13 protein-coding genes and 2 pseudogenes are annotated in these 15,091 nt (G+C 44.6%); 8 read left to right on the top strand and 7 right to left on the bottom strand.

The features are described from left to right. Positions 1–3: 3 nt before the first annotated feature. The 5 genes and pseudogenes from QF041_RS05350 to QF041_RS05330 all read left to right on the top strand — a co-directional run bounded on the left by QF041_RS05350 (position 4) and on the right by QF041_RS05330 (position 4,095). Positions 4–321: a transposase gene (locus tag QF041_RS05350; RefSeq protein ID WP_307412675.1), complete on the top strand. Its 318-nt coding sequence runs from the start codon at positions 4–6 to the stop codon at positions 319–321. A 47-nt stretch (positions 322–368) separates the two neighbouring features. After that, positions 369–602, top strand: a pseudogene (locus QF041_RS31315) (IS3 family transposase); the annotation flags it as partial. Positions 603–656: 54 nt separating this feature from the next. After that, positions 657–893: pseudogene (locus QF041_RS31310) on the top strand (integrase core domain-containing protein); the annotation flags it as partial. A gap of 687 nt (positions 894–1,580) precedes the next feature. Continuing rightward, positions 1,581–2,858, top strand: coding sequence for a cytosine permease (codB, locus tag QF041_RS05335; protein WP_307412673.1), 1,278 nt, complete (start codon positions 1,581–1,583; stop codon positions 2,856–2,858). Further along, positions 2,827–4,095, top strand: coding sequence for a cytosine deaminase (locus QF041_RS05330; RefSeq protein ID WP_307412671.1), 1,269 nt, complete (start codon positions 2,827–2,829; stop codon positions 4,093–4,095). Before codB ends, QF041_RS05330 begins: the two co-directional genes overlap by 32 nt. Before the next feature lie 212 nt (positions 4,096–4,307). Here QF041_RS05330 and QF041_RS05325 read toward each other — a convergent pair whose 3' ends face one another. The 6 genes from QF041_RS05325 to QF041_RS05300 form a co-directional block, all read right to left on the bottom strand. Continuing rightward, positions 4,308–5,087, bottom strand: a complete 780-nt coding sequence (locus tag QF041_RS05325) for a Cof-type HAD-IIB family hydrolase (RefSeq protein WP_307412668.1) — start codon at positions 5,085–5,087, stop codon at positions 4,308–4,310. 4 nt (positions 5,088–5,091) lie between these two features. Next, positions 5,092–6,141, bottom strand: a complete 1,050-nt coding sequence (locus QF041_RS05320; protein ID WP_307412666.1) for an ABC transporter ATP-binding protein — start codon at positions 6,139–6,141, stop codon at positions 5,092–5,094. Further along, positions 6,138–7,892, bottom strand: coding sequence for an ABC transporter permease (locus tag QF041_RS05315; RefSeq protein WP_307412664.1), 1,755 nt, complete (start codon positions 7,890–7,892; stop codon positions 6,138–6,140). The genes QF041_RS05320 and QF041_RS05315 overlap by 4 nt, the downstream gene beginning before the upstream one ends. A gap of 17 nt (positions 7,893–7,909) precedes the next feature. Further along, a complete protein-coding gene (locus QF041_RS05310; protein ID WP_307416901.1) occupies positions 7,910–8,905 on the bottom strand; it encodes an ABC transporter substrate-binding protein in 996 nt (331 codons plus the stop codon). A gap of 78 nt (positions 8,906–8,983) precedes the next feature. Next, on the bottom strand, positions 8,984–9,850 hold the full coding sequence (locus QF041_RS05305) for a Cof-type HAD-IIB family hydrolase (RefSeq protein ID WP_307412662.1): 867 nt from the start codon (positions 9,848–9,850) through the stop codon (positions 8,984–8,986). Positions 9,851–9,877: 27 nt separating this feature from the next. Next, positions 9,878–10,612 (bottom strand): MBL fold metallo-hydrolase, encoded by a 735-nt coding sequence (locus QF041_RS05300; protein ID WP_307412660.1) that lies wholly within the window; start codon positions 10,610–10,612, stop codon positions 9,878–9,880. A gap of 257 nt (positions 10,613–10,869) precedes the next feature. On the opposite strand from QF041_RS05300, the gene QF041_RS05295 reads away from it, so the two are divergent. Then, complete coding sequence (locus QF041_RS05295) at positions 10,870–11,769, top strand: sugar-binding transcriptional regulator (RefSeq protein ID WP_307412658.1); 900 nt, start codon at positions 10,870–10,872, stop codon at positions 11,767–11,769. 105 nt (positions 11,770–11,874) lie between these two features. Here the strand turns inward: QF041_RS05295 and QF041_RS05290 are convergent, their stop codons facing one another. Further along, positions 11,875–12,999, bottom strand: coding sequence for a GerAB/ArcD/ProY family transporter (locus QF041_RS05290; RefSeq protein ID WP_307412656.1), 1,125 nt, complete (start codon positions 12,997–12,999; stop codon positions 11,875–11,877). A 130-nt stretch (positions 13,000–13,129) separates the two neighbouring features. On the opposite strand from QF041_RS05290, the gene QF041_RS05285 reads away from it, so the two are divergent. Beyond that, the gene (locus tag QF041_RS05285) at positions 13,130–14,092 is read left to right on the top strand and encodes a helix-turn-helix transcriptional regulator (protein ID WP_307412653.1); all 963 of its coding nucleotides are present in this window, start codon (positions 13,130–13,132) and stop codon (positions 14,090–14,092) included. Between the two features lie 156 nt (positions 14,093–14,248). Continuing rightward, on the top strand, positions 14,249–14,989 hold the full coding sequence (gene map, locus QF041_RS05280) for a type I methionyl aminopeptidase (RefSeq protein WP_307412651.1): 741 nt from the start codon (positions 14,249–14,251) through the stop codon (positions 14,987–14,989). Positions 14,990–15,091 lie beyond the last annotated feature (102 nt).

The raw sequence follows: 15,091 nt of genomic DNA, 5'->3' as shown, positions 1-15,091 counted from the left end.
CACATGGGAGAACAGCGGCAACGATATAACGAAGAATTCAAGAAACAAACGGTCAAATTCATTCAAGAGCAGACGAAGACACTTGGAGATTTGACAGAAGAACTCAACATTCCAAAAAGTACGTTGCACCAATGGATGAGTAAGTACCGCGAACTAAAACATGAGCCTGTTGCCAGTGTAGATCGAGTGAAGGAACTGGAAGCAGAGCTCCAAGAGATGCGCCGGTTGCTTCAAGAGAAAGAGCACACGCTTGCGGATACACAAGAAGAACTGGCGATTGTAAAAAAAGCAGTGCACATCTTCAGCAAACCAAAGAGCTAAGATTTCAGTTTGTGGAAGACCATCGCTCCGAGTTTTCTTTGGAGAAGATGTGCAGTACCTTTCAAGTATCACGGAGCGGATATTACAAATGGCGAATGGACCGAACCAGCATGCGACAGAACCGCAAAGACGAGGTCATGAAGCGTATTCGGTATCATTTTTACGACCACCAGATGCGGTGTGGAAGCCCTAAAATTACGTATCTGCTCCATTTAGAAGGGTTGCGAATCTCTTCCCGTACCGTCAGTATATACATGCGTCAAATGAATCTACGTTCTGTGGTCATGCCCAAATATCGCGTTCAGACTACGGATTCCAAACACGACCATCTGGAATCAAGCATGAGCCGACGAGGAAACTGTTATGATAACGCCTGTATTGAGTCGTGGCACAGTATTTTAAAGAAGGAACTCATTTACTGCAACCCTCGTTTTAAGACACCGGAAGAGGCTTATACTGCCATCTACCAGTACATTGAGTTCTATTACAACCGCAAGCGAATGCATGGCGCGCTAGGGTATCTTTCCCCTGCTCGTTTTGCGATGAAATTTACGGACAAATCCGCAGCGTAGTGTCTACTTTTTTGACATAGGTCCATACCGCATCTTAAAAGGCAGATCATCAACGTATACAAAATTTAACGAACCTCAGTAACGCTATTTCGTCATAAACGGTGTCAAGATCTAAAAAATCGACCGAATCGACCAAATAACGTCTCTGTGATTCGTTAGATTTCGGAACTAGATCAATGGGAGCGAATAGCGTGTGTCAGATTCATTAGAACAAAATCACGTTAAGTAGGGATGCCCTCCGTCATATTTATGACTTGTGGGACATCCCCTGTTTGTTGTATTGGTAAATCTAGTTAAACTTGATTTTAGAACGGCATAGAGTAGTTCTTCACGGTTTATTCTTTTCAATCCACAGGTGCGCTATCATTGAATAACCGTGATAAAAACAGCTTGCTGTATAAGGAATTAATAACCTTTGGATAATAATGACATTGACAACTGCAGGTTTTTCCAAAATAATAGAATGTAATTGAATACTGGTACCTTTAATTCAGTCCAGAGAGGCTGGCAAGGGCAGCGGATTTCATAATCACGCGAGAATCAGGGCATATTCCGTAATAGGATGCTCTGTGTCTTCGCGCGGATTATGATGCAAAAAGAGGCTACTTGTCAGTGTATAACTTGACGAGTAGCCTTTTTTTTCTGCTTTTTTTGGTATCAGATACACTTTATGTTGGGGGTATTCTGATGAGCAAACAAGATCAAGAATTTTCATGGCAAGCCGTGCCGAAAGCGCAAAGAAACCACTTTTGGAAAACATTATCCGTCATGCTGGGTTTCACTTTCTTCTCTGCAAGCATGCTGGCAGGAGGGACATTGGGCGTCAGCTTGACGTTCATGGAGTTCATTGGCATCGTACTTGCAGGCAATCTGGTGCTCGGTATCTACACAGGGGCATTGGCACATATCGCCGCCAAAACGGGCCTGTCCACACATTTGCTCGCTAAATATGCGTTTGGTGCAAAAGGGTCGTATCTGCCTTCGTTCCTGCTAGGCTTTACACAGGTCGGATGGTTCGGAGTAGGCGTAGCCATGTTCGCAATTCCGGTCGCCAAAGCCATGGATTGGAACGTGTACCTGTTGATTATCGTGTTCGGACTTGCCATGACAGCATCAGCCATTTTCGGCATGAAGTCACTCGTCATTCTCGGATATATCGCGGTTCCTGCGATTGCCATTCTCGGTGGTTACTCCATGTTCGAAGGTGCAGGTTCGCTGGGTGGTCTGCAAGGGTTGCTTGATTACACGCCGACTCAGTCGCTTACCGCGGCGGCAGCATTAACGATCTGTATTGGATCATTCATAAGCGGCGGAACGCTGACACCCGATTTTGCCCGGTTTTCCCGGACATCGAAACAGGCAGTTACTGCAACAGTGATTGCATTCTTCCTGGGTAACTCACTCATGTTTCTGTTCGGTGCAGTTGGCGCAATGGCCTATAACCTGGCTGATATCTCGGAGGTCATGTTCCTGCAAGGATTGATCATCCCGGCAATCATCGTTCTGGGCCTGAATATCTGGACAACCAACGATAATGCACTGTACGCTTCGGGTCTTGGTTTTGCGAATATTACCAAAATCTCAAAGAAATTCTTCGTCATCGTAAACGGCATCGTGGGTACCGTATTCGCCATGTGGATGTACAACAACTTCGTCAGTTTCCTGAACGTACTTGGCGCGGCGGTACCATCTATCGGGGCTATTATTATTGCAGATTACTTCATTGTGAAACGTAGAAACTATAAGCCATTTGCCGACATGTTATTCAAAAATGTAAACTGGGTAGCGATGGTGGCTTGGGCCATCGGCGTTGCATTCGCCCAACTGGCTCCTGGCGTAACACCATTGAACGCACTGCTTGGTACAGCAGTGGCCTATATCGTCTTGATGCTGATTGTTCCTGCCAAAGAATCTAAAGAAATGGGGAAAATAAATGATTATACAGAACGCAAAATTGCGGGGTAAAGAAGGACTATGGAATATCGTTGTGAAAGAAGGGAAGTTTGAACGAATTACACAATCGCTGGAAGTGACCGAGAATGAAGAGATCCTGGATGTCAACGGATCGCTTGTGCTGCCACCGTTCATTGAGCCGCATATTCATCTCGATACAACGCTCACAGCAGGTGAGCCGGAATGGAATCTAAGCGGAACGCTGTTCGAAGGCATCCAACGCTGGTCAGAGCGCAAGGCTTTCTTGACACATGAAGATGTCAAAACACGGTCCAAAACAGCACTGAAGTGGCAATTGGCACAAGGCATCCAGCATGTACGGACCCATGTGGACGTTACTGATCCAAGCTTGATTGCTGTTAAAGCGATGCTTGAAGTAAAAGAAGAAATGGCTCCATATATGGACATTCAGCTTGTTGCTTTCCCACAAGAAGGCATTCACTCTTATCCAAACGGGGCAGAATTGCTGGAAGAGTCACTGAAAATGGGCGTTGACGTGGTCGGCGGCATTCCACACTTCGAATTCACACGGGAATACGGCGTTGATTCAATGAAAGTTGCGTTTGATCTGGCTGAAAAATACGATCGTCTCATCGATATCCATTGCGATGAAATTGATGACGAGCAATCCCGTTTCGTTGAAGTTGTTGCCAAGGAAGCTTATGAACGTGGACTGGGTTCACGCACAACGGCAAGTCATACAACCGCGATGGGGTCATACAATGACGCTTATACGTACAAATTGTTCCGTTTGCTGAAGATGGCCGATTTGAACTTTGTCTCCAATCCGCTGGTTAACATTCACCTGCAAGGACGCTTCGACACGTATCCGAAGAGAAGAGGGCTGACGCGTGTCAAAGAGTTGCAGGAAGCAGGTCTGAATGTGTGCTTTGGTCACGATGACATCTTTGATCCTTGGTATCCGCTCGGTACAGGCAACATGCTGCAAGTACTGCACATGGGGATTCATGCTTCGCAGTTGCTTGGTTACGACCAGATCGTGAATTCAATTGACCTCATTACGAAAAACAGCGCAAGAACGTTACACATTGAGGATGTATACGGCATTGAAGAAGGTAAACCTGCCAACTTCATCGTACTTGAAGCAGAGAATGAATATGAGGCTGTTCGCAAACAAGCCGGTGTACTTTATTCCTACAGAGGCGGTCGTAAAATTGCGGAATCGAAGCCGCGGGACACATCCATCATTTTTGAGGGCGGTACAGAAAAGGTTACTTTTAATAAATAATGAAGAAGAACGAATCCCATTAAAAGTCGCTATTTAAGCGGCTTTTTTTGCGTATTCACCTGTTATACTGCCTGGCCCATACGATGTATTTTATATGGAACATGAAAGGTATCAACAGACAACTTGCAAAGCCCTCCCTATGTTAATAGAGGAGGTCTTTGCGTACTCATATTTTTGCTACAAGGAGAAGAGGTCTGCTACTTGTTTTTTCTTTACAACAATCCAGCCCATTTCAGACCATGCCAGATCCCGTCCTGCTCCGCACTTGCTGTAACATGAGACGCCAGTTGTTGTAGAGAATGCGGGGCGTTGCCCATGGCAATGCTGCAGCCTGCATAACGGAACATCTCCAGATCATTGAAGTTATCGCCAAAAGCATACACATCTTCAGGGGAAAACTCCGTTCGGTCTGCGAGTCGGGAAACACCTTCGGCTTTGGAACCACCGGCGGGCAGAACGTCCATGGACAACGGATGCCAGCGTACAAAGTGGAGATCACGAAACCTTTCACGGTATACCGTTTCCTCTTCTGGTGAGCAGAATAACATCGTCTGATAGATGAGTCTATTTGTACAAAAGCTTTTGCTAAACCCAGGATGCGTTACACCAAGCGAAGTTAGACAAAGGTCTACATGCGGATGATATTCCTGACTGCAACTCATCTGTGAATGATCCAGATAAACGAGAGGATGTCCCGACAACTCAGCGAATGAAGACAATTGCTCCAAAGCTTCCGAACAGATGGGATTACTGTGAATAAGTTCTCCTTGATGCACCACATATTGTCCATTGAAACTAACATAAGACTCCAGCTCCAGTTCAAGCCGCACTTGTTCCAACATAAACGGAGATCGTCCTGAAGCTAAAGCGACCACATGTCCGGCTTCCTTTAATGCAAGAACAGCTTGCTTGGCGGAAGCGGGAATTCGATTATGGCGGTCGAGCAGCGTACCATCAATGTCAAAGAAAATCAGTTTCGGGGTCTGAGTCATAACGTCACACTCCTTCACCGCCGACGGAAGAAAGACTCAAACTTACTTGTTCATTCAGGGCGAAAGGAAGAGGGGAGATGACTTCCCAACGTTTCGTATCACTACGAATATCATAGTGAAATTCTTTCCCTTGAAACTGAACATTGGCGATCTCGCCCATTATTCCAGCTTCACTGGAAGGTTGTAAATGGAACTCATCGGGTCTAACGGGATACAAACCGTTGGATTTAAAATAGTTAGCAACATGCTTGCCAGGCCAAGCAATATTCGTACCGTCTTCAGGGACGAACATATCTGCATCCCAGTGACCTTTGACCAAATTCGACTTCGATACAAACCTCGCCACGAATTCGGTCTCTGGCCGCAAATAAATCTCCTGGGGTGTGCCAGCTTGTTCAATACGACCATCCTTCATCACGATAATTCGGTCAGCCATGGCAAGGGCTTCGCCTTGATCATGCGTCACATAAACTACGGCTGATTTCGTATTACGATGTACTTGTTGAATCTCACGCCGCATATCCATGCGAAGCATGGCATCCAGACTGCTGAGGGGTTCATCCATCAGCAGTAATGAGGGCTGGGGAGCGATGGCGCGTGCAATAGCGACGCGTTGTTTTTGCCCTCCGGATAGCTCATGCGGCATACGTTCGGCCAGATGGGACAGTCCAGACATATTCAGGACTTCCTGAATGCGGTTCTGCTCGTTATTTTTAATATGAGGAGGTGTTGATTTATGTGTTCTAATGGGAAAACGGACATGTTCGGATACATTCATATGCGGCCAAAGTGCGAAAGACTGGAACACCATGCCAATTCTCCGTTTCTCCGGAGGTAGCAATGTCCCTGAACCTGCAACTACCTTGCCATCCATCAGAACATTACCGCTGCTTGGCTGTTCAAATCCGGCAAGAATGCGCAGCAATGTGGTTTTTCCACAGCCTGACGGTCCAAGGATCGCGATGAATTCGCCATCCTTAATCGTTAAATCAATGGAATGAAGTGCCTGGTAACTTCCGAAGGATTTGCTGACCTGTTGAATCTGGATACTCATGACTTCACTCCCTTACGAGTTGCCCAACGTTGAGCGATGAGCAAAATAACTCCGCCTGCCGCAATAAGTGCGACAATCAGACTGGACAATGCAGTTGAATAGAGGGTATCTCCTGCCTGTTCAAAACTAAATATGGTAACTCCAATAGTCTGTGAACCTGATGAATATAACAATGCCGATACAGTAAGCTCGGTCAGGGCAGTCAGGAAGACCAACATACCTCCGGTCAGAATACCCGGCAGAAGTAAGGGAAGCAGAACAGCAGTCCACTTACGCCAGAAACCGGCTCCGGATATCCGCGCGGCTTCTTCCATGGATGCATCCAACTGCATGAATGAAGTGACACTTGAACGGATCTGAAGAATAAGGAATCGGCAGATGTAGGCAATAAACAAAATGGTCATGGTGCCATAGATGCCAGGGTTCCAACCGGGAACCGGCTCCATCCATACCAGAATCATGGACAGTGCGAATACAATGCCGGGTAGTGTATAGGGAACAGCAGTGGCCAGTTCGGCCATTTTATTGAATTGATTAGGTTTGCGAACTCGTATATAAGCAAATCCTGAACCAATAATCAGACAAGCCAGCATCGTGACAAGAGAGAGGACCAGGCTGTTCTGGATCGCCTGCCATACACGCTCATTCTCGAAGAGAATATATTTATAATTGTCCAGGGTCATATTGGCACGAGTCAGACCGAGACCATACGCTCTTTTTAAAGACATCGAGATCATCGAAGACAACGGAATAATTGTAATCAGTGCGAGACCTGCCCATATGGCCAAGGTCAGCGGCTTGCGCATGCAACCCAAATTATACCTTGGGGTAAGATCAGGTTGCATCGTATCCGAAGCATGACTTTTACGTAAAAGAATCCATTGCAACAGACTGCCGACTACCGCAGCAGCACCGAGTAGTACAGATAACGATGCACCACGGGCAAATGCCGAAGGGCCGAATCCAATGATCTTTTCATATATAAGTGTACTGAGAACGGAAATATTCACAGGTGTGCCAAGGAAAGCAGGTATTCCGAAATTGTCCAGCGAAGCCAGGAAAACCAGTAATCCGCCCGCCGTTAGACCCGGAAGAGCAAGCGGCAGTGTAAAACGACGGAAGACCTCGATCCTGCTGGCACCACCGGCTCTGGCTGCCCACTCCAGATCACGCGGGATTTTGCGGAGTACATCCAAAGTGAACATATACACCAACGGAAAATGATGAATTCCCATCACAAAAACGATTCCGCCCATACTGTACATGCTCCAAGGAGCCAGATCGGGATGAATCCATTGCAGCAGATGTGCGAGCCAGCTCTGTGACCCGGTAAATGAAGACCAAGATAATGTGAGAACATAAGAGGGAAGAATAAAACAAAGCATGATCCCCATATGAAGGGCCGATTTGTGTCGTATATCCGTATAGGCGACGACCCAGGCCAGTGCAGTTCCAATCACGAGTGAGAACACAGTTGAACCGATGACGATATATACAGTATTGCGCAATGTGGACCAGAAGCGCTCCTGCTGAAGCAATTCGTTATAATGTGCTAACGTTAACCCTTGCTCGCCCTGAAAGCTGAGAAGAACCAGCTTCAGGATGGGGTATACAAAGAATAATAGAACAGCTATAGCACCCAACAGGGCGATCAATCGATTCCAACGAAACAGGCCGGGGAGGGAGAAAACTGACTTGCGCCTGTTATCTTGTCCCCTAAGAATGATCATGTTTCTCTTCAATTTCTCCATTCAGACAGCTCCAATCCTTACTCGCCAAACACATTAATGAATTGCTGTTTATCTGTTTCACGATCCGCTGCAAGTTTGGCCGCATCGCCAGGCAAAATCTTCATTTCTGATACACCTTTTAATCCTTCAGGTGGGGCAATACCTTCACGAATAGGGGAGTAACCGATCTCGGCAGACAACTTCTGGCCCTCTTCAGAGAGAATGAAATCTACAAAGGCTTGAGAAGCCGGTACGTTGGCAGCTTCTTTCATAATCCCGATCGGTTCTGTAATGATGGGGACACCTTCTTCTGGATAGATCAGTTCAACTGGAGAACCTTTCGCTTTTTCACGTGCTACGAGGTAATCAACAACGACGCCATATGATTTTTCACCGCTGGCTACAGCTTTCATAACGGCACCATTTCCTTTAATTACGGCCATGCCATTCATCTTGGTTTCCTGTAGAAAATCCCATCCAAACCCATCTGTTCGACTAAACACACCGATGTTGTATGCTGCTGCACCAGAGTATAAGGGACTCGGCATAATACTTACGTCCTTACTGTCCGGCAGGGTCAGCACTTGCCAAGATGTCGGTCGAGTAGTGACTTTTTGGGTGTTGGTAGCGAGTACCGTTGCCATAACCTTCGTACCGGCGTACATACCGTCCGGATCAACCAGATCTGTCGGGATTTCACTTAGCTCTGGGGACTTGTACGATTGTAGAAGGTCATCTTTTTTAAGATTTTCAAAGGTAACGGCATCGGCCAGCAGGAGTACATCCGCCTGTGTTTTACCCGCTTGACGCTCTGCCTGAAGCTTGGCAGTGACTTCTTCGGTTCCGGAACGGAAGATGCTGACTTGAACATCAGGATATTTATCGTTAAACGCCTTTACCAGTTTGCCTGCATCTTCTTCTGGTTGGGATGTATAGAATGAAAGCTTACCTGAGACTGTGCTCGAAGCTGCGTCTGAACTATCTTGATCTGTCGTGGCTTGTCCCTGTGCAGAACAACCGCTGAATACAATCATGCCTGCCAAAAGGGGCAGTAGTAACGACTTTTTGAATGGAATCACAGATAATCTCTCCTTTGGTGTCTAGCTGATAGATTAGAGTAAGAACGTATGGATTGCCTGAGCAACGCCATCTTCAGCGTTGCTGGCAGTGACAACATTAGCGATTTCCTTCACATGAAGCTCTGCATTTCCCATGGCGATTCCTAATCCTGCCCATTGCAGCATGTCCAGATCATTATCATAGTCTCCGGCTGCAGCTACCTGCTCGCGTTCGATCTGATGTGCATGACATAAACGTTCCAGTGCGCCTCGTTTACTGACTCCGGCTGAATTAACATCAAACCGCAAACTTCCTGTTCGTGTACATTGGAATAACCCTGATTCTTCAAGGGTACGAAATAGCTTTTCGCGTGAGTCGTTGTCTGTACAGATCACGGCTGCTTTGAACAGCATGCCTGGCATCTGGTTTACAAAGGTTCTGAAATCCTTTCCGACTTCAACGAAGCGAATAAGATCAGCCTCTATAGCATCAAGTTCATCACGTTCTTCGAAAGAATCCAATTCCGGTCTGTTGACCCTATTGTTGATGGCCCAGTTCCTATTGATATCATTAATCTCTTGAACATAGAGAACATTGTATCCATAGAAATGGATGTAGGCTCCTTCTTGCTGGATGACATCCAACATGAACAGCATATCTTCTATTTTCAGCGCAACGCCATCAAGCAGTTGTCCTGTCAAGGGATCTACCGTCACAGCACCGTTTAGTGCAACCAGTGGGAAATTCATGGAGACTTCCCTAGCGTGTGACCATACGGAAGCGGGAAATCGCCCAGATGCAATCGTGACATTCACTTCCGCTGAGATTAATTGTTGAATGGAACTTCGTGTCATAGGTGTTATCATTTTATCTGGATTGAGCATCGTACCGTCCAGATCAAGGGCTAACAATCTGTACATGAACATATTCCTCCCGGATTGATTAACTTACACAACATACATACGAAGTGGTTCGGGTATATCCACAGGTCCTTGGAAAGAGCGACTTGCTTCATCCCGCATGAACTCCAGATCGCCATCTCCGGGAAGATGGACAAGGACGAGCTGCTTGACGTTAGCCTGACCAGCAATCATGCCTGCCTGAAGTGCATTCATATGTCCTTGGCCAGTTGTGTGTACACTGCCTTCACAGATTGTAGCCTCACATAGAAAGATGTCTGCATCCCGAGCGAGTTCGATAAGAGAATCACAGTACGAGGTATCACCGGAATACACCAGCACCTTACCTTGATATGTGATCTTAACGGCATAACATGTAATGGTATGCTGCACCTGTACAAATTCTATCTCTGCGCCAGCAAGCCGAATTTTGGATGAAGGATCAATCGAGATGACCTCGGTATGTTCACCATATAGACCATTCAGAATATCCACTGGATTATCCGGTGCATACAGCTTCAGTTTATTCAACATGCGACCATTGCGGATCGCACCCGCTGCAGCATATTGAAGGACTCCCAGATCGGCGATATGATCATGGTGCAAGTGAGACAAAATAACACCGGATAGATCTTCCACGCATGTCTCGCTGGGGAGTTTACTCATAACGCCGCTGCCACAGTCCAACAAAATCTGCCCTTCATCTGTGGTTACAAGGTATCCCGCAGTTGCTCCGCCAGCGGCGGGATAACCACCCCAGTAACCTAATATCTTCACATTCATCTTTGCACCTCTGTCTGTCTTAATCTGCATTCTTTACAAATGTTCCGTACAGTTACAATTGTAAAAAGGGTTTGTTTCTCTCGTGTCAACCGAAAGTCAATCTTTTGTAAAAATGCTTTTGGCAAAGTTATCCTGGCTTGACTCCGCCGCGAATCCCATTTTATAGTGGGAAATGTGTAAGAAGGGAAATTTAAACGTCAAAGGCGGACTTATATGTGAATATAGACGAACGCAAAAATATGATAAGAGTCTGTAAGATGTATTATTATGAATCCTGGACACAGGAGAAGATTGCGGAGAAATTAGGTGTATCCAGGCCAGTAATCTCCAAGATGCTGCAACGTGCGAAGGAAGAGGGCATTATTGAGATTGTCATTCATGATGATGATTACGAAACGTCCAAGTTGGAGAAAAAACTGGAAGACTTATTTAACCTCAAACAGGTGTTGGTCGTTCCAACCAAGGATCTGAATAAAGAGTTGTTGTCGAGTGCTGTAGGCAAGGCTGCCGCTCAATTTGTCCAAAAATTGATTAAAAACGGTGACCGTGTGGGTGTCTCATGGGGCAATACGCTCTATCATATGGTGCGAGAGTTCCCTTTGGAGAAAAAAGAGAATGTCAAAATTATTCCACTGGTGGGTGGAACAGGGAATTCACGCAATGAAATGCACTCTAATCAGATCGCCTATGAGTTATCCAAAAAAATGGGCGTAACCTGTGATACGTTATATGCTCCGGCCGTTGTGGAAACAGAAGAGTTAAGGGAGCAGATTGTTGGCATGCCTAATATTTCGGCCGTTCTTAAAGAGGGGGAGAATATTAATCTCGCGCTGGTGGGGATCGGAAATCCGTATTCCATGTCAACGATGGAACGATCGGGTTATCTGAATGAGCAAGTGTTAACTGAATTAGAAGCACTTCACACGGTAGCGGATATTAATTCTGTGTTTATTACTCGTGAAGGTACAATCACCGAGCATCCCATTAATCATAGAGTCATTGGCCTTGGACTGGAGCAGTTAAAGAAGACTAAAACGGTGGTAGGCATGGCCTTTGGTTTGCACAAAATAGACTGCATACTGGCTGCTTTACGGGGTGGATATATTAATATGCTCATTACGGATGAAGCCACAGCAAGTCATATTACGAAAATTTGATGTTCGAGAAACATCCTTTCGTTTGGCTAATGAAACTCATTTTATGCTCGTGGAGCCAGGAGAACGAAAAGGTTCTCCTGAGCAACTATAAGAAGAACTCACTATTTAGCCTACCTTTATGGCTTCACTAGAAGCCTGCTTCCCGCCTTTTTTACGAACAAAACTAATGATCAGCAGTAGCAGTGGTAACAAGCCAAATAAAAAAATGGACATATTGCCAAGAAAATCACCCAAAGCTAACGTTTCCTCCAGGTTTTTAGGCAAGTAAGCAATTACATACAAGACTGGCAACATCGCGAATTGTATGCTCGTAATATTTTTGAGACGAAACAAATCTCGGATCCCGATTGCCGCAAAATAGTGTTTAAAAGCATAGGTAGCAAAGATCTGCATCAGCCAAAACACAATAAACAGTGATTCATAACGTTCAAAAAGAAATCCCTCAATTTCAAAACTTCGAACCATGTCGAACGTTGGCCACATTCGTGTTTGAATTCCTGGCAAAGATAAATTTCCTACAACGGTGACAATCGTGACCAAATAGATAATTGTGCAAATAAGTATGCTGTATATAGCAGCTTTATTGCTCGCTTTCACGTCCACCATGTAAGCTGTGATGATGAGTAAAACTTCATATCCAGAATAGGAGAGACACGAAGGTTTAAGACCCTTCAACACAGGCATGAATCCATCGCCCAGGAGTGGTCTGAGGTTATTAAGTTCAAACATCTTGCTGCTTAAAAGGAAAACCAGCGCTAGCAACACAAGCGTAACGGGCAACACGATTGAAAAGACCCGGATGATGACCTTAAGACCACCCGTTAACATATAAATACCAATCCACAGACTGACCATAATGGTGACCCAAGTAGGCGTGCGCTCAAGGATGTACATACTTGTAATCTCGGCCATGACCCTAACTTCGAATGAACAAAGAACAACAAAATACACGATAATTAAAAGCCCCAATAGATAAGCAATCCACTGACCTGTGATTTCGGGTATAAATTCGAATACCGTTTTACCGGGGAACCTACGACACAAGGTTACAAGAAGAATGCTGATTGTGGTTACAATTAATCCTGATAAAATGACAGAAATCCATACATCTGGTGTCCCTACTGCTTTACTAATTGTGCGAGGGAGTGTTAGAATTCCAGCTCCGAGTATTGAATTGATAACTACAATAATTACCTCGGAGGTATTAATATTAGATGTGGATTGCTTCATTTGGCCTTCGCTCCAAACCGGAGAGTATATTTCTAGGTAGTATCGCCCAACGAAGTTGTTTTATGTAAAATATGCGTACTGATATAATGTGGAGATATCCAATAAAGAATTGAAGATGAGGATGCAGGTTATGCCAAAGAACGATAATATGTTAGCCATTCTATGGATGCTGAATTCAGGCACCAAAGTAACTGCAAAACAGATGTCCGAAAAGTTAGAAATCAATATAAGAACCGTATATCGATATATTGATGCATTATGTGCCAGTGGAGTACCGATCATTTCCGATACAGGTCACAACGGCGGGTATAGCTTGCTGAATCAGCATATCAAAGCACCTCTGTTATTTGATATTGATGAAAAAAAGGCACTTCTCCAAGCTGCTGTGTTTGCAAAAGAAGCTGGGTACCCTTTGAGTGAGGCATTGGACAATGCAACATCCAAATTGAAAATGTATACAAATCAGGATCAGGAAAACACACTTCGTCGTCATTTAGCCGGGTTTAATGTTATCAATCGCATGGGAGACTCATCCGTTCAGCCGATCTTGGCGGAATTGGAGCAAGCCGTGGCTAATGATTGCTCTGTCGAAATTGATTATCGCAGAAGCCGTGATGAACAACCCAAGAATAGAGTAATAGACCCGTATGGAATGGTTTACTGGAATAATAAGTGGTATACCATTGCGTTTTGCCACTTGAGGAATGAATTCCGCAGCTTTCGGGCAGATCGTATTCTTCGAATCAAGCTTACTCCGCTCCGCTTTAAGCGTTCGGAAGCTTTTTCAGCCCGTGAATTATTTATGCAAAATTTGTTACCTGATGTAGGGGAGAAAGATGGGGTAATTTCCTTGGTTATCAAAGGCCGATCAGAGGCATTGGATGACTTGGGGCTGCATTGGTTTATGGGACATTATCTGAAAGAGCGGACTTCTAATCAAGCCATATTTTTATTTGATGAAAAATCAATTGATACATACGTCCCCTATTTTCTCCTCTCCTATGGGAAATCCATTCAAGTCATCGAACCACAGCGTGTGAAGGACAGACTTGTTGCTGTTGTATCCGAGTTAATGGAATACTATCAACTTTAACAGCTTCACTGACAGTATTTGAACTCATCGGATTTTGATTGGGGAACTTGATAAAAAAGTTGCGAAGCTTTGCTGCTTTGGATATGATTATCTAATGTTCAATCAAAAAAATACTTATGTAATCAATTAGTGATAAAAGATAGTGAGGTAGAAAAAATGATCGCAAGAACAGAAGAAGATTTTAATGGCTTGAAGGAAATTGGCAAAATTGTGGCTTCTATTAGAGATGAATTGGTTCAAAGAACCATCCCAGGCATAACGACTAAAGAACTTGATGATTTGGCAGGAGAGCTTTTTGAGAAAGCTGGTGCAGTTTCTGCTCCAAAAAGTGAATATAATTTCCCGGGATTTACTTGTATTAGTGTTAATGAAGAAGTGGCACATGGTATCCCGGGAGATCGGGTTATTCAAGAAGGGGACATCGTCAATATTGATGTGTCTGGCTCCAAGAACAGTTATTTTGCAGATACGGGAATCTCGTTTGTTGTAGGCGAAGGTGCAGAAGTGTTAACGAAAATATGCGACGTTGTTAAACTGGCATTTGAAGCAGGTCTTAAAAAAGCAAAACCGGGCTCCAAAAAAAGCGGAATCGGAAAAGCCGTATTCCAAACTGCCAGACAGCATGAATTAACGGTTATTAAAAACCTTACAGGACATGGTGTTGGACGTGGAATACACGAAGCACCTGACCACATCTATAATTATAATGATCCATCAGATGATGAATTGTTAAAAGAAGGTATGGTTATCGCATTCGAGCCATTTATCTCAACTTCAGAAGAAGAAGTAGTCCAAACTGGAGATGGCTGGACCTTTGTTACTAAAAACAGCTATGTAGCTCAAATAGAACATACCATTATTCTTACTAAAAATGGTCCGATTATTGTCACTCTTTAAGGTGTTCAAACTGAAAGTCGCTAAATTTAGCGACTTTTTTTATTTTTGTTTTATTGATTCGTCAAAGCAAATCAAAATATAAACGTTCACTTATTAATTTAT

The sequence above is a fragment of the Paenibacillus sp. W2I17 genome (genome assembly GCF_030815985.1).
In the GTDB taxonomy this organism is placed as follows: domain Bacteria; phylum Bacillota; class Bacilli; order Paenibacillales; family Paenibacillaceae; genus Paenibacillus.
This window is presented reverse-complemented; position numbering and strand designations above follow the sequence as displayed.

Excerpts from the sequence above, each read along its gene's own strand:
- QF041_RS05350 (WP_307412675.1), top strand. The coding sequence starts at position 4 with ATGGGAGAACAGCGGCAACGATATAACGAAGAATTCAAGAAACAAACG.
- codB (WP_307412673.1), top strand. The coding sequence starts at position 1,581 with ATGAGCAAACAAGATCAAGAATTTTCATGGCAAGCCGTGCCGAAAGCG.
- QF041_RS05330 (WP_307412671.1), top strand. The coding sequence starts at position 2,827 with ATGATTATACAGAACGCAAAATTGCGGGGTAAAGAAGGACTATGGAAT.
- QF041_RS05325 (WP_307412668.1), bottom strand. The coding sequence starts at position 5,087 with ATGACTCAGACCCCGAAACTGATTTTCTTTGACATTGATGGTACGCTG.
- QF041_RS05320 (WP_307412666.1), bottom strand. The coding sequence starts at position 6,141 with ATGAGTATCCAGATTCAACAGGTCAGCAAATCCTTCGGAAGTTACCAG.
- QF041_RS05315 (WP_307412664.1), bottom strand. The coding sequence starts at position 7,892 with ATGGAGAAATTGAAGAGAAACATGATCATTCTTAGGGGACAAGATAAC.
- QF041_RS05310 (WP_307416901.1), bottom strand. The coding sequence starts at position 8,905 with ATGATTGTATTCAGCGGTTGTTCTGCACAGGGACAAGCCACGACAGAT.
- QF041_RS05305 (WP_307412662.1), bottom strand. The coding sequence starts at position 9,850 with ATGTACAGATTGTTAGCCCTTGATCTGGACGGTACGATGCTCAATCCA.
- QF041_RS05300 (WP_307412660.1), bottom strand. The coding sequence starts at position 10,612 with ATGAATGTGAAGATATTAGGTTACTGGGGTGGTTATCCCGCCGCTGGC.
- QF041_RS05295 (WP_307412658.1), top strand. The coding sequence starts at position 10,870 with ATGTATTATTATGAATCCTGGACACAGGAGAAGATTGCGGAGAAATTA.
- QF041_RS05290 (WP_307412656.1), bottom strand. The coding sequence starts at position 12,999 with ATGAAGCAATCCACATCTAATATTAATACCTCCGAGGTAATTATTGTA.
- QF041_RS05285 (WP_307412653.1), top strand. The coding sequence starts at position 13,130 with ATGCCAAAGAACGATAATATGTTAGCCATTCTATGGATGCTGAATTCA.
- map (WP_307412651.1), top strand. The coding sequence starts at position 14,249 with ATGATCGCAAGAACAGAAGAAGATTTTAATGGCTTGAAGGAAATTGGC.